Consider the following 18807-nt stretch of genomic DNA (forward strand, 5'->3'; position numbering starts at 1 on the left):
AAAATAATTACTCTTTTTTAATATTTTATTATTGTTTTTCAATAATTTTTATATATTTGGACTATCAAAAATATATGAAATAATGAAAAAACTTAATGTTCTAAAAGCAATTGTAGATTTACTTTGGATTTTTTCTATGCCCATTGTAATAATTATAATTGGTATTTCAATAGCTGTATTCTTTGTTGATTTAGGCGATTTAAACATCAAAATGAATTCAATAAATTTTACTAACGATACTTTATTATCAAAAATATTACTTTCAGTTTCTGCTTTAAATTATTTATTGATTATTACTGCGTTATATTTCTTTAGAAAAGTATTACACCTTTTTATAAGAGTAAAAATTTTTGAAGAAACTGTTATTATATACTTCAAAAAAACTGGAAATTTATTAGCTATTTCTGGTATTATTTCTCTCTTAATATCTTTTACAAGCAAAATTTACTTTGACCATAAAGTTTCTTTAGAATTTGGTTTAAATCAACACTTGGTAATTATTTGTTTAGGATTGTTCTTTTTAACGTTAAGTGAAATTTTTAAAATTGCTAAAAACACAAAACTAGAAAACGATTTAACAATATAGTTTATGAAAGACATACAAGACTTAAAAAAAGGAATTAAAACCTTTTCATTCGTTTTTACATTTATTCTTTTTCTATATCCAATTAAAGCATTATTTGCTTTTATGGAAAACGATTTCAGTTATTTAGGTATGGTAATTAATAACGCAAGTTCTAGTGCTATTTGGATAAAATTTGGTATCAAATTTATAGCCAGTATATTATTTTTTATAGGTTTTTACAATTTGATAAAAACTCTAAATTTTAAAGACATTGAAGATATCTTTTCAATCGAAAAAATATTGCTATTTAAAAAAACAGGTTTTTACTTTTTACGCGCCGCAGCAGTCGGTAGTTTAACCATTTTTGTAGATATTTTTGATGGTAAGTTTGCCAGCTTAAAGATGAGTACTGACTTTATATTTATCCTATATTTTTCTATGATTATGGGTTTTTTCTTCTACATTTTCAGTAAAATATTAGAAAAAGCAAGAGAAGTAAAACAAGAAAATGATTTAACAATATAATTATGAAAACAGAAAAACGTTTAAAATTAGCTTCATATTTTCTGAAGTTTTTAATGAGCCTTCAATTAATCCTTATAACTGGACTTATTTTTATTTATTTTCATTCCATATTTTCTCCTAATAATTACAATAATCTAACTTTGAATAAAAAGAGAGATTTGGTTTTTAATTTGAACGTTGAAAAAACTCCAAAAAACTATGAAGAATGGAAACAATCAGAACAATTAACTTATTATAATTTATTAGATAATTATTCAAAATTTTATGTTATTTGGACAAAAGTTATTATGTTTTCAGGTTTTCTTTTTATCCTATATTTATTAAATAAATTTCTCAAAAACACTAAAAACTTTGATCTTTTTTTTACTTCAAATATTAAAATTCTAAATAAAATTATATTTTTAATTTCAATCTTATTTGTTTTAGATTTCATACTTAAAGGTACAACACTAAACCCCATCTCTATGGTTTTTAACGATAAAGAAGTACCGCATTTTATCACAAAAGGAAGTGCATCTCTAGACTTTTTAATTTTCTATCCTTTAGGAATTATATTTTTTTATGTTCTAAAAGAAGTTTTTAAAAGAGGACAAGAATTAAAACAAGAAAACGACCTAACAATATAAACATGGCAATTATTGTAAACTTAGATGTAATGCTTGCCAAACGCAAAATGCGAAGTAAAGAGTTGGCAGAAATTATTGGCATTACTACTGCTAATTTATCTATCTTAAAATCAGGTAAAGCTAAAGCAGTTCGTTTTTCTACATTAGAAGCTATTTGCAAGGCTTTAGAATGCCAACCTTCAGATATTTTAGAGTATGTAGAAGATTAATTAAAAATTAAACATAAAAAACTCCGAATTTTCATTCGGAGTTTTTTTTTATTATTAAAAGCTATTTAATAGATAGATTATCTATTCATTGGCTTATCTAAATTCATAAACATAATATCTGTATCGGTTGCTTCTTTTCCTAATAAATACTTACTAAAATGATCTGCTCTTAACCAGAAAGAATATTCTGTCATACTACCAAAACCATGTCTTTGTCCTGGCATAATCATAAATTTAAAACGTTTGTTTGCCTTAATTAATTCGTTTGCCATTCTAATAGTTCCTGCCGGATTTACGTTATTATCCATATCACCATGAATCAACATTAAATGTCCTTTAAGATTTTTTGCTAAAGATTGATTGTCATCAATCTTGTATTTATGAGAAATTTTTCCTTTTGCATCTATTTCTTCTTTTACACCATGATGCGTTTCACTCCACCAAGAATTATACACATTATTATCGTGATTTCCGGCAGAAGAAACTGCCGCTTTAAAGAAATCTGGATATACCAACATTGCTGCAGTAGACATAAATCCACCACCAGAATGACCATAAATTCCTACCTTTTCAATATCAATAAACTTGTGTTTATTTGCCAATTGTTGTGCAACATATTTTTTATCAGCCAAACCATAATCACGTAAATTTCCGTAACCATAATTGTGATACCATTTAGATCTATCTGGGTGCCCACCTCTGTTTCCTAAAGTAATAACTACAAAACCAACTTGTGCCATTCTATCTAAACGATCCATTCTGTAAGAAAAAGATTTGTTTACAGCTTCTGTTTGCGGACCAGGATACACATATTCTAATAACGGATATACTTTTGTAGAATCCATATCAAAAGGCTTGTACATTACACCATAAATATCTGTAATTCCATCATCTGCTTTTACTTTAAAAGGTTCAGGAAATTTATAACCAGATGCAAATAATTGTGATAAATCTGCCGTTTCTAAATCCATAACTTTACGCCCATTTGCGTCTCTAAGTTCAGATTTTGGTACTGTATTTACTCTCGAATAATTACTTACAAAATATTTATTAGAATCTGCCATAGAAGTAGTTGCTGTAAAATCTCCTGCATCTAATGTTTTCATTCCAGACCCATTTAAATTAATTTTATAAGTATGTAAATAATAAGGATCTTGTTTTTTATTAACGCCATTTGCGGTAAAGTAAAGTGTTCTTGTTTTTTCATCTAAACCTGCAAAACCATCTACATGGTAATCGCCTTCTGTTACTTGGTTCTTTAAGTTTCCATCAGAATCATACAAATAAAAATGCGCCCAACCATCACGTTCTGCCCAATGCAACATCTCTTTTTCGTTGTTTAATAGAATTAACGGACGAGACTCTATATATGTATTAAAACGCTCTTCTATTAACGTTTTATATTCACCTGTGTTAAGGTCTGCAACATTAATATCATACTTTTTACGATCTCTAGAAATTACACTGAAATATATTTTTCCTTTTTTTGATAAAAGCAAAGAAGGCCTAAAATCATCATCTCTACTAGATTGTTTTCTTGGTGCTCTAAACACAGATATACTTTGTTGACGAACTGTATCTAAAGGAACTTTTATGTGAGATTTAGTAGGAATATCAAAAATTAATAACTCAGATTTATAATATTCTTGTTCTCCTGGCATGTGGTATTTATAGGTTTCTAAGGTTGGTCTTTTTTTACCTGTAGAATTAATTACCCACAAATCTTTAATATGTCTAGAATCTGATTTTTGAAATACAAACTTTTTAGAATCGTGAGACCAAGTTCCCCAAACACCTTTACGCTTGTCTTTGTTTTTTTCTTTATCTACATTATCTTCTCTAGAACCGCCGCCGTATCCGTAGTTTTCTTCTCCGTCTTTAGTCCATTGGTTTTCTACAACCGTACTATCTTTTTCATCTTTAATAAACTTTTTAAAGTTCACTTTATCCATCCAATACAAATTGTAATTTTTAGAATATAAAACAATAGAACTGTCTGGAGCAACGTTTGCCCATCTTAACCAAGGCTTTTTTTCTTCCTTTTTAGTATTAATTATTTTTAAACCGTTTCCGCCTAACTTATATTCTAAATAATAAGTTTTCTTCTCCATTTTAGGCTTTTTATTTTTGGCTTTTTTAGTTGATGTAGAATCTTTCTTTTCTTCTTTTTTGTCTTCTACAACGGCAACTTCTTCTGTAGATTTTACTCTAAAACGAATTGCATTTTCTGCTTCGTTAAATTTAAATCTAAAACGAGGTAAGTGTTTTGCATCGTACGGATCTTTGGTAATTTCTGTTAACCATTTTGCCATTTTAACATTATCGAAAAGTAGTTGTTTCGACTTTTTATCTGCATCTACTAAGTAATAATTAGAACCTTCTGATGTTTTATAAGAATACCAAAAACGGTTTCCTTTTTTTAACCAATGCGGACTAACACTTGTAGAATGCACCATTTTCGCTAAGTTTTTTGGCGAATATTTTGCTGCTGCTCTATAATTTGGTGCAGGGGTTTCTTGTGCAGATATTGCTATTGCAGCAAATAATGACAAGAATAAGAGTAGAATGTTTTTCATCTGTAAGAGAATTTAATTAGTTCTTGTAAAGTTCTCTAAAACAAACTATCTCACAAATTTTTAAGATTTTTTTATAAAATATTTAACAAAAAGACATTAAAATCTATCTTTTTTAAAAGCAAATTCTATTTTTAATCGAATTAATTGAAAAAATCGTAAAATAATTTGGTTGTATTTAAAGTTAAACAAACTATCTATTAAAACGTCTGTACTAAAGTTTTCATGAAAAAACTTTACTCTATTTTCTATCTGAATATCTGTATACTTACTGTACATTCTTTGACTAGAAACTTCACTTAAACGCCATTTAAAAAGTTTTCTTCTACGCCATTTTTTTCGGTAATTATCAAAGTTTGTTGTGCCTTTAACCAAATATTCATCAATATAAACGCACGCTAAATCTGCACTTTGCATTGCATATCTAATTCCTTCACCACCTCTTGGGTTTATTGCAGAAATAGAATCGCCTACTGCAATTACTTTATTATTATAGAATTTGTCTTTTAAACCCTCAGAATATCTTAATATACCACCATGAACATCTAACAGTTTATAAGTATCGCACTTTAAATATTCTTTAATAATTTGTTCGGTAATTTTTTTAGTAGTTTTATCTGTATTTTCTTGATTAAGAGATTTTAAATGTGTTTTTCCTGCACCAACTTTTAAGATATTTTGTTCCATAGGAAAAATCCAAGAATACCCTTTAATTGCCCATTTATGTCCTAAAAAAAAGACTAATTGATCTTTGTATTTCTCATAAATATCTGGTGCAACTTCTATTAAATATTCTGTACCACTACCCAAATTCATTGTTGGTTGTACTTCTTTATCATCGTACATTACCTTTCTAAGTGGCCCTGTAGCATCTACAACTAATTTGCTTTCTACTTCTATAACTTCTGTAGACTTCGCTTTTTGTAAAGAAACAATTACAGTTTTATCGTTTACTTTTTTACTGATGTATTTATAGCCTGTTAAAACTTCTCCACCAAAACTCTTTGCATCATCAGCTAAAAATTGTTTTAATTTTCCGTAATCTAAAACAACACCTTTGCTTGTATTTCCTTTCCAGAAATAACTGTTTTTTGTACACTGAATGGTAATATTTTTCCAATAAGCGCCAATAACTTTGTCTGGTAAATCAAATTCTTTTAAAGGTGCTAACGTCATACCAGCACTAGAAAAATTATTATCTAAAAATGAAGGAAATCGTTCTACCAATAAAATTTTATGCCCTTTTTTGGCTAGATTTCTTGCAACTTGCCCTCCTGCCGGACCACCACCAATTACAACTACATCGTATTTTTGCATCATAAAAATTAATTCAAATTACGTTTCTGAATAAAAAATCGTTTTAAAATCTGTGCACAATCGTTCTCTAAAATTCCTGCTACAATTTCTGTCTTTGGATGCAACTTTGTCCCTAAATTTCTAAAACCTCTTTCGGGCTCAGATGCTCCGTAAACAATCTTACCCAACTGTGCCCAATAACTTGCACCTGCACACATTTGACAAGGTTCTAGAGTAACATATAATACACAGTCTTTTAGGTATTTTCCGCCTAAAAAATCTGCCGCAGCTGTAAAAGCTTGCATTTCTGCATGTGCCGTTACATCATTTAGCATTTCTGTTAAATTATGGGCTCTTGCAATTATTTGATCTTTAAAAACGATGATTGCGCCTACAGGAACTTCGCCTTTATCAAAAGCAAGTTCAGCCTCTTGTAAAGCTTTCTTCATAAAATAAACATCGTCGAAAGGTTGTATCATTTTTTGAAATATAAAAATCAATATTACAAAAAGTTAAATTGTATTTTTGCATTCTCATGACAAATTTGTTAGATAACATATCAAACCCAAAAGATTTACGCAAATTAAATCAAAGTCAGCTACCTCAACTCGCAAAAGAGTTAAGAGAATTTATTATTGATATTGTTGCCACAAAAGAAGGCCATTTAGGTGCTAGTTTAGGCGTGGTAGAATTAACTATTGCTTTACATTATTTATTTGAAACTCCAGATGATTTACTAGTTTGGGATGTTGGGCATCAAGCATACGGTCATAAAATTTTAACAGGAAGAAAGGACGTTTTTCATACCAATAGACAATTTGGAGGAATTGCTGGTTTTCCGGCAAGAAAAGAAAGTGAATTTGATACTTTTGGTGTTGGACATTCTTCTACATCCATTTCTGCTACTTTAGGAATGGCAATAGCATCTAACTTAAAAGGAGAAACCGAAAAACAACATATTGCTGTTATTGGAGACGCTTCTATTGCTAGCGGTATGGCTTTTGAGGCTTTAAACCATGCTGGTGTTTCTAACGCTAATTTGTTAATTATATTAAATGACAATGCAATTGGTATCGACCCTGCTGTTGGAGCTTTAAAAGAATACTTAACAAAAGTAAAAAGCGATAAAAAATTAGCAGCTCAAAATAATATTATAAAAGCTTTAAACTTCGATTACTCTGGACCGATTGATGGACATGATTTACCTAAAATATTAAATGAATTAGAGCGCTTGAAATCTGTTAAAGGTCCAAAATTTTTACACGTAATTACTACAAAAGGAAAAGGTTTACAAAAAGCAGAAGAAGACCAAGTTACGTACCATGCTCCCGGTAAATTTGATAAAATTTCTGGAGAAAGAATTCTAAAAGAGAAAAGTTTATATACTAAATATCAAGATGTTTTTGGACAAACTATTGTAGAACTAGCAGATAAAAATTTACGAATTGTTGGTATTACACCTGCCATGTTAACGGGTAGTTCTTTAAAGTTAATGTTAGAAAAATACCCTAACAGAACTTTTGATGTTGGTATTGCAGAACAACATGCAGTAACATTGGCTGCTGGTATGGCTACTCAAAATTTAATACCATATTGTAATATCTATTCTACATTTTTACAACGAGCGTACGACCAAGTAATTCATGATGTTGCTATACAGAATTTACCTGTTATATTTTGCCTAGATAGAGCTGGTTTGGTTGGTGAAGATGGCGCAACACATCACGGTGTTTTCGATTTAGCTTATCTAAGATTAATTCCTAATTTAATTATTTTTGCTCCTAGAAATGAAATTGAACTAAGAAACATATTATATACTGCTCAATTAGGATTAAAAAATCCAATTGCAATTCGTTACCCTAGAGGAACTGGCAATATTATCGACTGGAAACAGCCTTTCAAAAAAATTGAAATCGCTAAAAGTTATTGTTTACAAAAAGGAAACAAAACGGCTATTTTATCTATTGGAACAATTGCTAAAAATGTTACTGAGGCTTTAAAATTTGTAGATCTACCTTCTAGTTTTTCTCATTATGATATGCGCTTTGTTAAACCGTTAGATGAAAACACTTTGCATACAATATTTAAAACATATCAGAATATTTATACTATCGAAGATGGAACAGTAAAAGGAGGTTTTGGAACTGCTATTTTAGAATTCATGGCAGATAATGAATATCAAAATAAAGTAGAAATACTTGGTATACCAGATAATTTTATTGAACATGGTAGTGTAACAAAACTACAACAAACACTTAATTTAGATATTGATAGTTTAATTTTTAGATTTAATAGAGCATAAAAAACGGCACTAAAATTAGTGCCGTTTTTTAAATTATAAACTTTATAAAATTATTCTATTATAACTTTTCTAGAAGATTTGTTATTGTTCTTATCTACTAAATTTACAATATAAATTCCTGAATTAATATCTAATGAAATTGGTTGTTTTTCAGTTACACTAAAATCTAAACTAGAACTATAAACTTGTCTTCCTGCAGTATCAAAAATATTTATTTTCACTTTACCTAAAGTGTTTTTAGCAAAAACTGTAAAATCTCCTTCAGAAACTGTTGGATAAATAGTAAAAACTTTGTCTTTATTTATAACATCTGCAACAGAAGCTGTGTTGTCAGTAAAGTTAGCTGTAAACATTCCTCTACCATGTGTAGCTGCTAAGATTAAATTATCTGATGCTCTATACTGTAGCATATCTACTCTAACATTTCCCATTCCAGAAGATGCAGGTTCCCAAACAACTGTTTCTGCAGTTACATCACTTGTTTTCCATATTCCGGCCTCAGTAGCTAATAAAACCTCTTTTCTATCCAAAGGATTGAATAAAGACCACCTTACAGGAATATCAGGTAAATTACCTTCAACATCCTTCCAGTTATCTCCACCATCAATAGTATACCAAACACTTTTTACTCCGTAATTAGAATATGTTAGCAGAATTTCATCGTCGGAAGCACCTAGTTCTACAGACGAAACAGAACCTGTAATAGATGGAGTTCCTAAGGTTTTCGAGGTATCATCATTCGCATTAATGTAGACAACTCTTCCATCTTGAGTTCCTAAAAAAACCTTTCTATCAGATTTGTTATGTGATGAAACTCTAATATGTGTAACATTTATATCAAACAAAAAAGGAACAACAATTGTATCTCTAGTTATAAAACTTTGATTTTGATAATCAGGATTTAATATTGCTCTAGTGATAGAACTATCTTCATTAAAAGAATAAAAAATATTGTTCTCACTGTCATAATCAGCAGGATTTATAAAACTTGCATTTCCATTGTTAACCAATGTTGTAACTCTTGGTCTAGTTTCGGAATTAGAAAAATCATATAAATAAAAATTATTATTCTGAGTTGAAGCAATGTAATATAAACCTCTTTGAGTATTAACTGCAGTTTGATCTATAAAACTTAAGCCTCCGTCACCACCTAATAGCTCTGTAGAATTACTTAAACCAGATTCAAACAAATAATTAGTACCATTGTCTTGAGCACCACCTAAAAAAGCATTTGTGTTTACTGGATCAATCGCGCCAGAATAAAATTGGGTAACATTAAAATCTAAATTTCTAGCCTCTAAACTACCAAATGGTAAGTCTGATGATCTTTTTCCATAAAACATACCTCCATCAGTTGAAAAAATAATTCCGTCAGTATTTGGTCTAAAAACAATATTGTGTTGATCAGCATGAACAAACTTCACAGAGTTATCTCTATCTAAATCCCAACTAGAGACTTTAAACCAAAAATCACCACCATTTCGACTTTTAAAAATATTAATACCACCTACATAAACCTCATCTTCATTTGTTGGGTTAACTTGAATTATTAAATCATACCATGCCTGACCTCTTGTAAAATCACTATCTGGTATCGATGAATCTCCAGAATCTTCTGGAGTATTAGACAATGACGTCCATGTATTTCCTGAATTTGTAGTTTTTACAATTTCACCCAATCTATTAGCACTTGCAATCATTGCATAAACTACATTAGAGTTTGATTGAGCAACTGCTATATCTACTCTTCCTAATGAAGACAATGAAGATCTATATCTTTGAGTAAAGGTTAATCCATTAGTAGATGAGTAAATTGTCCCAGAGGAATCACCTAACCAAATTGTGTTATCTGAAGCTAATTCTAAATCTCTATAAGCTCCAGAAGATTCTCTATTCCAAGTTAAACCACCATCTGCAGATCTAAAAATACCAGAACCTTGACCACCATCTAAATCTTGCATTGCCGCATAAACAACACCAACTCCAGCTTCATTTCTAACTATTAAATCATAAACATATTCAAACCCAGTTGTGGCTGCTAAATTATTCCAAGTTAAACCACCATCTGTTGTTTTCCAAATTCCTGCACCATTTACTGCATCTACATTTCCCCAACCTTCTCCGGTACCAACATAAAATGTATTGTTCTGTACAGGATCATAATCCATTGCAGAAATAGCAAAATTTGACATATCAGAATTCACCATAGTCCAAGGTGAATTTTCATCTGTAATGTCTTCATTTTTCCAAATTCCACCGCTTACACCACCAGCAAACACACGCTTACTTTCGGTATCATTAGGATCAAACATCATTGCTCTAACTCTTCCTGCTACAGTTTTTGGACCTCTAGACTCCCAATTAAAAGTTGTTGCAGATTTAGAGCTAAATTCTTGTTTTACCTTTTTACCATATTTTAAAGCTTTTACCAATCTATCTTGATGCAACTTTTTAGTATTCGGATCCATAGTTCTTAAAAAATCTTGCTCAAATGCTAAATCTGGTCGATCTTTTTTTGGCATTGCTTTTATTTCTTCTCTAGTTAAAGGAGCTCTTTTAGCATATGGATGATTTGCCAAGTACTCGGCATATTCTTTTTGTTTTTTTTCAAACTCTGTTTCTGAGTTATAATTTACTAAAACAACAGTTATAATGGCAACAATTGCCAAAATAGAAAAAGATAATTTTTTATTCATATTTATAATTTCTTTAAAAAAGTCATCAAATTTAGTGATTATTAATAGCTTTATATAATATTACCAGTTAGTTTTTTATGCATTCGTATGGCGTAACTATCTGATATTCTAGAAACATAACTACAAACCTGCATAATCCTATGATACAAATTAGTTGTTTCTGTTTTGTATTCTTCTGGCAATAAATTTAAAACCAAGTTGTCAAAATTTGATGAGCAACCGTCAAACTTATTATTTAAAGCTGTTACAAAAACGTCTAATAAATCTGCAATAATTCTATAACCAGCAACTTCTTTTTCTACCACTTCTGTGCTTTTGTATATTTTAGAAACGCTTATTTTAATTATGTCGTTAATTTGAGCTTCATACTTACACTTGTCGAGTAAAGATTTTTCGAACGTACCATTTAAAATTGCTTCTTCGTTGTCTAAAAAAATTGTTACTGCTTCGTTAATTAAAACACCAATTGCTAAAGCTCTTAAATAACTAACTCTATCAGTTTTATGTTGTAAAGAATGGTACTTTTTAATATCGATTGTATCTTTTACCAATTTAATCATGTATTCTAAAGCAAATTCTTCGTCTATTAAGCCAAGGTTTATTCCGTCTTCAAAATCTATGATTGTGTAGCAAATGTCATCTGCAGCTTCAACTAAATAAGCTAAAGGATGTCTGAAAAAAGAAATACCGTCAGATTTTTTTTCGAGCATTCCTAAATCTTTTACTACATCTAAAAATGCTTCTTTTTCTGATTGAAAAAAGCCATATTTTTTATCTACAATATGGTTTGTTGGCTTTTTAGGAAGACTCTCTTTAGGATATTTTAAAAATGCGCCCAAGGTTGCATAACTTAATCTTAAACCACCAGAAATTCCTTTTCTAGATTCGGTTAAAATTTTAAATCCGTTCGCATTTCCTTCAAAATCGATTAAATCTTGATATTCTTTATCCGACAGTTCATTTTTATATTTTACACCTTTACCCGTTTTAAAATACTCACCAATTGCTTTTTCTCCTGAATGACCAAATGGCGGATTCCCAATATCGTGCATAACAGACGCAGCGGCAGTTATTGCACCAAAATCATTAAAAGTGTAACCTAAATCTACCAAGTTAGGATGACGCTCTAATAAGGCTTTACCAACTCTTCTACCAAGCGTTCTACCAACTACAGATACTTCTAAACTATGCGTTAAACGCGTATGTACAAAATCTGTTTCAGATAACGGAATTACTTGTGTTTTGTCTTGTAAACTTCTAAATGCAGATGAAAAAATAATTCTGTCAAAATCTACATCAAAACCTAATCGTGTTTCATCTTGTGCAATTCTAGGTCTTTTTTGAGTATCGCCAAAGCGCTTTAAAGAAAGGAGTTGTTCCCAGTTCATTCTACTTTAATTTTAGGGCTATTTTTTTATTTTTAAATAATTGATTACTTGCTTGAAGGAATTAAATTTTCGCAAAATAAATCCTTTATCATTTACATAATAATATCTTGGAAAAAATTTAATATTTAAGTCGTATTTTAAATCATTTTCTTCTTGAAACTGATTGTAATTTTGCCAGTTATATTGATGTTTTTTTAAATAATTTCTCCAGTTTTTCTGGCTTCTATCAATAGAAATACCAATGACTTTTATATTGTTTTTAGCAAGTATATGCTGATATTCTCTAATCTCTTTATGTTGTTTTACACACGGCTCGCATTCTAAATACCAAAAATCTAAAATATACATACTTTCTTTAGATAAGGTTATTTTTTCTCTAGTATTCTCTGTTGTGTTAAAAGTATATTTATCAAAATTGATAAATGTTTCTGAAGTTTCTTTATTAATTTTTTGCGTATCTACTTCTTTACCTTTTTTACAAGAAAAAGAGATTAAAACTATAGCCAATAATAAAAAAGCTTTTTTCATTTTAAAATTTCTTCGAAAATACAATAAAAAAAGAGAAGCCTTTCGACTTCTCTTATTGATTATATTTTATCAAAAATTAAGAACCACACATTAAGCAATCGTCGTCTGGTGCTCCGTTTTTAGAAGCATCTACCATAGCTTTAAATTCTGCAGCGCTCATTGGTTTTTCTTCTTCTATAACTTGTGCTTTCTTTTCTTTAGAAACTGTAAACTGAATTGCATTTACCGCAGATTTTGTTCTTAAGTAATACATTCCTGTTTTTAAGCCAGATTTCCAAGCATAGAAATGCATAGAAGTTAATTTACCATAATCTGGATCTTTTAAGAATAAGTTTAGAGATTGAGATTGATCGATAAAATATCCTCTATGGCGCGCCATGTCTATAATATCTTTCATACTCATTTCCCAAACAGTTTTATATAACTCTCTTAATTCTGCAGGAATTTCTTCGATATGTTGTATAGATCCGTTTGCACGCATTATACTTTCTTTCATATCGTTGTCCCATAAACCTAATTCTACTAAATCTTCTAATAAGTGTTTGTTTACTACAATAAACTCACCAGACAATACTCTTCTTGTATAAATATTAGATGTGTAAGGCTCAAAAGCTTCATTGTTTCCTAATATTTGAGAAGTAGATGCTGTTGGCATTGGCGCAACTAATAACGAGTTTCTAACACCGTGCTTCATTACTTGTTTACGTAATTTTGCCCAATCCCAGTTTCCGCTTAACTCATCATCTTTAATTCCCCACATGTTAAACTGAAACTCTCCTTTAGACATTGGAGAACCTTCGAAAGTAGAGTAAGGCTCTTTTGCTTTTGCAATTTCCATAGAAGAAGTTACAGCTGCAAAATACATCGTTTCAAAAATTTCTTGATTCAGTTTTTTAGCTTCATCACTTGTAAAAGGTAAACGTAATTGTATAAACGCATCTGCTAAACCTTGTATACCTAAACCAACCGGTCTGTGTCTAAAGTTAGAGTTTTCTGCTTCTATAACAGGATAAAAATTAGCGTCTATTACTGTATCTAAATTGCGCGTTACTTTTTTAGTTACGTCGTATAATTTTTTATGATTAAAGTATTTTTCTCCGCCTTCTCTTTCAGAAATAAACATTGGCAAAGCAATAGAAGCCAAGTTACAAACCGCAACCTCATCTTCTGCTGTATACTCCATAATTTCTGTACATAAGTTTGAAGAACGAATTGTACCTAAATTTTTCTGATTCGATTTTCTATTTGCTGCATCTTTATACAACATATATGGCGTACCTGTTTCGATTTGAGATTCTAAAATTTTCTCCCAAAGCTCACGTGCCTTTATTGTTTTTCTACCTTTTCCGGCTGCCTCGTAACTTGTGTATAAACGCTCGAATTCTTCATCATATGTATCATATAAATGCGGACATTCATGAGGACACATCAATGTCCAATCTGCATCTTGTTCTACACGTTTCATAAATAAATCAGAAATCCACATTGCGTAGAATAAATCTCTAGCACGCATTTCTTCTTTACCATGATTTTTCTTTAAATCTAAAAAGTCGAAAATATCTGCATGCCAAGGTTCTAAATACATTGCAAAAGAACCTTTACGCTTACCACCACCTTGATCTACGTAACGAGCAGTATCATTAAAAACTTTTAACATTGGCACAATACCGTTTGATGTACCGTTTGTACCTGCAATATAAGAACCTGTAGCTCTAATATTGTGTAAAGACAAACCAATACCACCTGCAGATTGCGATATTTTTGCAGTTTGTTTTAATGTATCGTAAATACCTTCAATACTATCATCTTGCATTTGTAATAAGAAACAAGAAGACATTTGTGGTTTTGGTGTACCTGCGTTAAAAAGAGTTGGTGTTGCGTGTGTAAAATATTTTTTACTCATTAACTCATAAGTAGCTATTGCTTCATCAATATCATTTTTATGAATACCAATAGAAACACGCATTAACATGTGTTGTGGACGTTCTGCTATTTGACCGTTCAATTTTAATAAATATGAACGTTCTAATGTTTTAAAACCAAAATAATCGTAATTAAAATCTCTATTATAAATAATAGTAGAATCTAATTTTTCTGCATTTTCTTTGATAATGTTATATACCTCATCTGCCAATAATGGTGCTTTTTTGTTTGTACGAGGGTTTACATACGTATACAAATCATCCATAGTTTCCGAGAATGATTTTTTAGTGTTTTTATGTAAGTTAGAAACAGCAATTCTAGCAGCTAATTTTGCATAATCTGGGTGCGCAGTTGTCATTGTAGCGGCAGTTTCTGCAGCTAAATTATCTAATTCTGATGTTGTTACACCATCATATAAACCTTCAATTACACGCATTGCAACCTTTACAGGATCTACAATTTTGTTTAACCCGTAGCACATTTTCTTTACTCTTGCCGTGATTTTGTCGAACATCACCGGCTCTTTTTTACCGTCTCTTTTTAGTACAAACATTTTATTATTTGGTTTTTTTATTAATTATTAGAGCCCACAAAAACGTCCAATTTTTTTAGGATACTCTTTTACTACTTTTATTTTGTATGAATTAACGCTTAAGAATAAAAGGCGTTAACTATTTGTATTCTGATAATTAAAAATCAGAATCGAAACTAATACTTCCTGTACCACCAGATTTTACACCGGCTTTTTGGTATTCTGATACTCTTTTTTCGAAGAAATTAGTTTTTCCTTCTAAAGAAATCATTTCCATAAAATCGAAAGGATTTGTTACATCGTAAACTTTATCACAACCAAATTCTAACAACAATCTATCTGTAACAAACTCTAAGTATTGCGTCATCAATTTGGCATTCATACCAATTAAACTAACAGGTAAAGATTCTGTAACAAACTCACGTTCTATATTTAAAGCATCTACAATAATTTCTGTAATACGTTCTTTTGGCACTCTATTAACCATGTGGTTGTTGTGTAAGTGTACCGCAAAATCACAGTGCATACCTTCGTCTCTAGAAATTAATTCGTTAGAAAAAGTTAAACCTGGTAATAAACCTCTTTTCTTTAACCAAAAGATAGAACAAAAAGCGCCAGAGAAGAAAATACCTTCTACGGCTGCAAAAGCAATTAAACGCTCTGCAAAAGAATCAGATTCTATCCATTTTAAAGCCCAATCTGCTTTTCTCTTAATTGCCGGAAAAACCTCGATAGCTCTAAATAAATTATCTTTTTCTACTTCATCTTTCACATAAGTATCTATTAATAAAGAATATGTTTCAGAATGAATGTTTTCCATCATTATTTGAAAACCATAGAAAAATTTAGCTTCAGAATACTGTACTTCATTTACAAAGTTTTCTGCTAAGTTTTCGTTTACAATACCGTCTGACGCAGCAAAAAAAGCTAATATGTGCTTTATAAAATAACGCTCGTCATCTGTTAATTTTGTAGTCCAATCTACAAGATCTGCAGTAAGGTCTATTTCTTCTGCAGTCCAAAAACAAGCTTGTTGTTTTTTATACCACTCCCACAAATCATCATGTTGAATAGGAAAAATTACAAAACGGTTGTCATTTGGTTGCAAAATAGGTTCTAATACAGACATTTTTTATAAAGCTTTTTGAGAATTATTGTTTGTTATTTAATCGTGAAAACGACTCCTACAAAGATTGGGTTTTTTGTTCCAAAATGAAAGTTATACTTATTCACAAATCCCTTGAAGTTTTTAACAAAAAGTTAAAATTTATGATATTCGTAAAATTTTAACACTATTTTATTTTATTAAAAATCAACCTATTAAAAGACAAAATTTAGCTAAACCACTGCTACTATTGACATTCTTAAAACCATATTTTTAAAAGTTTTTTTATTCAATTTTATTTCTGACTTCGGCTCTAAAATTGATCGTTTTGTTATGCTTTAATATTTATAAAAACTGTTATTTAGAATTTTTAAAGATAACAGAAGAATGTTTAATTTTTTTTTGCTGTTTTATTTTTGAGGTATCTTTGCAAAAAGACTTTTCCAATGCAAAATAGGTTTCCAAAAATTGTACAAATTGCTATAATTTCTGTTTATTTAATATTTTTAGCAGGTTCTGTTGTTAGAATGACAGGTTCTGGCATGGGATGTCCTGATTGGCCAAAATGTTTTGGTTATTACATACCACCAACATCCGAAGAACAAATTACATGGCAGCCAAACACCAATTATAAAAAAGGAATTATAATTATTAAAGACGAAGTTTTATTTGTTGCAGAAGAAGATATACAAACTGCCACAGACTTTAATATTAATAACTGGAAAAATTATACAAAACACGATTACGCAAAATTTAATAAGTACCATACTTGGACAGAATACATCAACAGGCTTGCGTCTGTTTTAGCAGGTTTTGTTTTTCTATTTTTAATATACAGCGCTTTTAAAAATAGAAAAAAAGACAAACGAATTACTTTATTAGCTTTTGGCGCCTTTTTTCTGATGCTTTTTGAAGCTTGGTTGGGTAAAACTGTAGTAGACACCAATTTAACACCTACAATCATTACCATTCATATGGTTGTTGGCTTATTAATTATAGCTCTTTTATTAAAATTAAATTTTATTGTTTCTGATAAAAAAACAACGTTTAAATACAACTCTGTTTTTAACAAGCTACTTATAGTTTCTGTAATTTTTTCTTTGATTCAAATTGCGATGGGAACCCAAGTAAGACAATTTATTGATGAGCAAGTAAAGTTATATGGTTTCGAAAACAAAAATTATAGTTTAATGAATCCTAGTTTTAAATTTTACTTTCATAGATCTTTTACTATTGCAATTGTGTTGGTAAACTTCGGAATGTTTTACATAAACCAAAGTAAAAGCCTTGGTTATAAATTAGTAAATTGGATTGTTGCCCTAATTTTTATCGAAGTAATTTCTGGTATTTTAATGTATTACGCAGAAATTCCTTTTGGTACACAAGCAGTACATTTATTAGCAGGAGCAATTTTATTTGGTTTACAATTTTATTTATGGCTACAAAGTCGAAAAACGACAACTAACTAACAATTAACGCATTGTTTTAAAAGAATAATTGATTTAAGGATGCGCGTTTACCCAAACTTCGCCATCAGAAAAGTGTTCTTTTTTCCAGATTGGTACGGTTTCTTTTAAAGTGTCTATAATAAATTCACACGCTAAAAAAGCTGCTTTTCTATGTTTTGAAGAAACTGCTATTATAACCGGAATGTCTCTTATTTGTAATTCGCCTTCTGCATGATGAACAGCAACTTTTTTAACATCAAATTTTTCGAGTGCCAAATCTGCAATTTTTTGCATTTCTTTTAGCGCCATCGGTTTATATGTAGAAAAATCTAGCTTTTTTACTTCTTTACCTTCGGTATCGTTTCTAACAGTTCCTACAAAAACAGATATTCCGCCGCAAGAATCATCTTCAACAAAAGCATAACAAGCATTTAAATCTAATTTTTCTGATGTAATTTTTATTGAAGTTCTTTGCATGGTTTTTAAAATCTCGAAACAAGTTATATGCTCATAGCAAAAATAATAATTCATAATGTATCTTTGCAAACTAATATTTTATACTTCAAAAAAAATGAAAAGTGTCTTTAGAATTATTAGCTTGTTAGAAGGGGTTTCTTATTTACTTTTACTTTTTATAGCAACACCTATTAAGTATTTACAAGGCGATGCTTCTTATGTAAAAATGTTAGGAATGCCACACGGAATCTTATTTATGTTGTACGTTGTTTTAGCTATTGTTATTAAAAAAGAAATGAACTGGAACAATAAAACATTGGCTATTGTCTTAATTGCTTCTGTGATTCCTTTTGGTACTTTTTATGTGGATAAAAAATATTTAAGATAACTACTAACCTCCGCTAACTGGCGGAATAATAGCAACAATATCGTTTTCTTTTAATAATAAATCTTCTTCTGCATATTCTTCATTTACGGCAATTGCATACGAATTTATATTTTCTAAAGACGGATGTTTCTCAATCAAAAACTGCTTAAAATCTTTGATTGACAGGTTGTTTTTCACATCGAAATCTAGTTGGCTTTCTTCTACTAAATCAGAAGTAATTCCAAAAAAAAGTGTTTTTATTTTCATC

At 30.0% G+C, this 18807-nt stretch carries 17 protein-coding genes; 7 read left to right on the top strand and 10 right to left on the bottom strand.

Annotated features, from left to right (window positions below; all coding sequences use genetic code 11):
* Window positions 1–82: 82 nt before the first annotated feature.
* Genes ACYPV9_RS00175 through ACYPV9_RS00190 form a run of 4 tightly spaced genes read left to right on the top strand, consistent with a single transcriptional unit; the run spans window position 83 to window position 1925 of the window.
* On the top strand, window positions 83–586 hold the full coding sequence (locus ACYPV9_RS00175) for a DUF2975 domain-containing protein (RefSeq protein WP_459741193.1): 504 nt from the start codon (window positions 83–85) through the stop codon (window positions 584–586).
* A gap of 3 nt (window positions 587–589) precedes the next feature.
* A complete protein-coding gene (locus ACYPV9_RS00180) occupies window positions 590–1090 on the top strand; it encodes a DUF2975 domain-containing protein (protein WP_459741194.1) in 501 nt (166 codons plus the stop codon).
* 53 nt (window positions 1091–1143) lie between these two features.
* Window positions 1144–1716: a DUF2975 domain-containing protein gene (locus ACYPV9_RS00185; protein ID WP_459741651.1), complete on the top strand. Its 573-nt coding sequence runs from the start codon at window positions 1144–1146 to the stop codon at window positions 1714–1716.
* A 2-nt stretch (window positions 1717–1718) separates the two neighbouring features.
* Window positions 1719–1925, top strand: coding sequence for a helix-turn-helix domain-containing protein (locus ACYPV9_RS00190; protein WP_299064134.1), 207 nt, complete (start codon window positions 1719–1721; stop codon window positions 1923–1925).
* Window positions 1926–2002: 77 nt separating this feature from the next.
* Here ACYPV9_RS00190 and ACYPV9_RS00195 read toward each other — a convergent pair whose 3' ends face one another.
* From ACYPV9_RS00195 to ACYPV9_RS00205, 3 genes are all read right to left on the bottom strand, one after another.
* Complete coding sequence (locus ACYPV9_RS00195; protein ID WP_459741195.1) at window positions 2003–4501, bottom strand: S9 family peptidase; 2499 nt, start codon at window positions 4499–4501, stop codon at window positions 2003–2005.
* A 96-nt stretch (window positions 4502–4597) separates the two neighbouring features.
* On the bottom strand, window positions 4598–5818 hold the full coding sequence (locus ACYPV9_RS00200) for an NAD(P)/FAD-dependent oxidoreductase (protein ID WP_459741196.1): 1221 nt from the start codon (window positions 5816–5818) through the stop codon (window positions 4598–4600).
* A 5-nt stretch (window positions 5819–5823) separates the two neighbouring features.
* Window positions 5824–6273 carry a nucleoside deaminase gene (locus tag ACYPV9_RS00205; RefSeq protein WP_299064140.1) on the bottom strand — a complete coding sequence of 150 codons (450 nt, stop codon included), beginning with the start codon at window positions 6271–6273 and terminating at the stop codon, window positions 5824–5826.
* Between the two features lie 56 nt (window positions 6274–6329).
* On the opposite strand from ACYPV9_RS00205, the gene ACYPV9_RS00210 reads away from it, so the two are divergent.
* Window positions 6330–8096, top strand: a complete 1767-nt coding sequence (locus ACYPV9_RS00210; protein WP_459741197.1) for a 1-deoxy-D-xylulose-5-phosphate synthase — start codon at window positions 6330–6332, stop codon at window positions 8094–8096.
* A 50-nt stretch (window positions 8097–8146) separates the two neighbouring features.
* Here the strand turns inward: ACYPV9_RS00210 and ACYPV9_RS00215 are convergent, their stop codons facing one another.
* The 5 genes from ACYPV9_RS00215 to ACYPV9_RS00235 form a co-directional block, all read right to left on the bottom strand.
* On the bottom strand, window positions 8147–10792 hold the full coding sequence (locus ACYPV9_RS00215; protein WP_459741198.1) for a T9SS type A sorting domain-containing protein: 2646 nt from the start codon (window positions 10790–10792) through the stop codon (window positions 8147–8149).
* Window positions 10793–10842: 50 nt separating this feature from the next.
* Entirely contained in the window at window positions 10843–12180 is a 1338-nt protein-coding gene (locus tag ACYPV9_RS00220; protein WP_459741200.1) for a deoxyguanosinetriphosphate triphosphohydrolase, read from the bottom strand.
* Between the two features lie 18 nt (window positions 12181–12198).
* On the bottom strand, window positions 12199–12708 hold the full coding sequence (locus ACYPV9_RS00225; protein WP_459741201.1) for a TlpA family protein disulfide reductase: 510 nt from the start codon (window positions 12706–12708) through the stop codon (window positions 12199–12201).
* A gap of 76 nt (window positions 12709–12784) precedes the next feature.
* Window positions 12785–15184 carry a ribonucleoside-diphosphate reductase subunit alpha gene (locus ACYPV9_RS00230; RefSeq protein ID WP_079737911.1) on the bottom strand — a complete coding sequence of 800 codons (2400 nt, stop codon included), beginning with the start codon at window positions 15182–15184 and terminating at the stop codon, window positions 12785–12787.
* 136 nt (window positions 15185–15320) lie between these two features.
* Window positions 15321–16292: a ribonucleotide-diphosphate reductase subunit beta gene (locus tag ACYPV9_RS00235; RefSeq protein ID WP_299064153.1), complete on the bottom strand. Its 972-nt coding sequence runs from the start codon at window positions 16290–16292 to the stop codon at window positions 15321–15323.
* 422 nt (window positions 16293–16714) lie between these two features.
* Here ACYPV9_RS00235 and ACYPV9_RS00240 point away from each other — a divergent pair, with 422 nt between their 5' ends.
* Window positions 16715–17737 carry a COX15/CtaA family protein gene (locus tag ACYPV9_RS00240; protein ID WP_459741202.1) on the top strand — a complete coding sequence of 341 codons (1023 nt, stop codon included), beginning with the start codon at window positions 16715–16717 and terminating at the stop codon, window positions 17735–17737.
* 33 nt (window positions 17738–17770) lie between these two features.
* On the opposite strand, the gene ACYPV9_RS00245 is transcribed toward ACYPV9_RS00240, so the two are convergent.
* Window positions 17771–18247 carry a molybdenum cofactor biosynthesis protein MoaE gene (locus ACYPV9_RS00245; protein WP_459741203.1) on the bottom strand — a complete coding sequence of 159 codons (477 nt, stop codon included), beginning with the start codon at window positions 18245–18247 and terminating at the stop codon, window positions 17771–17773.
* Window positions 18248–18287: 40 nt separating this feature from the next.
* Here ACYPV9_RS00245 and ACYPV9_RS00250 point away from each other — a divergent pair, with 40 nt between their 5' ends.
* The gene (locus tag ACYPV9_RS00250) at window positions 18288–18560 is read left to right on the top strand and encodes a DUF3817 domain-containing protein (protein WP_299064156.1); all 273 of its coding nucleotides are present in this window, start codon (window positions 18288–18290) and stop codon (window positions 18558–18560) included.
* A 3-nt stretch (window positions 18561–18563) separates the two neighbouring features.
* On the opposite strand, the gene ACYPV9_RS00255 is transcribed toward ACYPV9_RS00250, so the two are convergent.
* Window positions 18564–18806: a MoaD/ThiS family protein gene (locus ACYPV9_RS00255; RefSeq protein ID WP_459741204.1), complete on the bottom strand. Its 243-nt coding sequence runs from the start codon at window positions 18804–18806 to the stop codon at window positions 18564–18566.
* Window position 18807: the final 1 nt, after the last annotated feature.

The sequence above is a fragment of the Polaribacter sp. OB-PA-B3 genome, assembly GCF_054589375.1.

Coding starts and splice junctions, on each gene's coding strand:
- ACYPV9_RS00175 (WP_459741193.1), top strand. CDS start 83: ATGAAAAAACTTAATGTTCTAAAAGCAATTGTAGATTTACTTTGGATT.
- ACYPV9_RS00180 (WP_459741194.1), top strand. CDS start 590: ATGAAAGACATACAAGACTTAAAAAAAGGAATTAAAACCTTTTCATTC.
- ACYPV9_RS00185 (WP_459741651.1), top strand. CDS start 1,144: ATGAGCCTTCAATTAATCCTTATAACTGGACTTATTTTTATTTATTTT.
- ACYPV9_RS00190 (WP_299064134.1), top strand. CDS start 1,719: ATGGCAATTATTGTAAACTTAGATGTAATGCTTGCCAAACGCAAAATG.
- ACYPV9_RS00195 (WP_459741195.1), bottom strand. CDS start 4,501: ATGAAAAACATTCTACTCTTATTCTTGTCATTATTTGCTGCAATAGCA.
- ACYPV9_RS00200 (WP_459741196.1), bottom strand. CDS start 5,818: ATGATGCAAAAATACGATGTAGTTGTAATTGGTGGTGGTCCGGCAGGA.
- ACYPV9_RS00205 (WP_299064140.1), bottom strand. CDS start 6,273: ATGATACAACCTTTCGACGATGTTTATTTTATGAAGAAAGCTTTACAA.
- ACYPV9_RS00210 (WP_459741197.1), top strand. CDS start 6,330: ATGACAAATTTGTTAGATAACATATCAAACCCAAAAGATTTACGCAAA.
- ACYPV9_RS00215 (WP_459741198.1), bottom strand. CDS start 10,792: ATGAATAAAAAATTATCTTTTTCTATTTTGGCAATTGTTGCCATTATA.
- ACYPV9_RS00220 (WP_459741200.1), bottom strand. CDS start 12,180: ATGAACTGGGAACAACTCCTTTCTTTAAAGCGCTTTGGCGATACTCAA.
- ACYPV9_RS00225 (WP_459741201.1), bottom strand. CDS start 12,708: ATGAAAAAAGCTTTTTTATTATTGGCTATAGTTTTAATCTCTTTTTCT.
- ACYPV9_RS00230 (WP_079737911.1), bottom strand. CDS start 15,184: ATGTTTGTACTAAAAAGAGACGGTAAAAAAGAGCCGGTGATGTTCGAC.
- ACYPV9_RS00235 (WP_299064153.1), bottom strand. CDS start 16,292: ATGTCTGTATTAGAACCTATTTTGCAACCAAATGACAACCGTTTTGTA.
- ACYPV9_RS00240 (WP_459741202.1), top strand. CDS start 16,715: ATGCAAAATAGGTTTCCAAAAATTGTACAAATTGCTATAATTTCTGTT.
- ACYPV9_RS00245 (WP_459741203.1), bottom strand. CDS start 18,247: ATGAATTATTATTTTTGCTATGAGCATATAACTTGTTTCGAGATTTTA.
- ACYPV9_RS00250 (WP_299064156.1), top strand. CDS start 18,288: ATGAAAAGTGTCTTTAGAATTATTAGCTTGTTAGAAGGGGTTTCTTAT.
- ACYPV9_RS00255 (WP_459741204.1), bottom strand. CDS start 18,806: ATGAAAATAAAAACACTTTTTTTTGGAATTACTTCTGATTTAGTAGAA.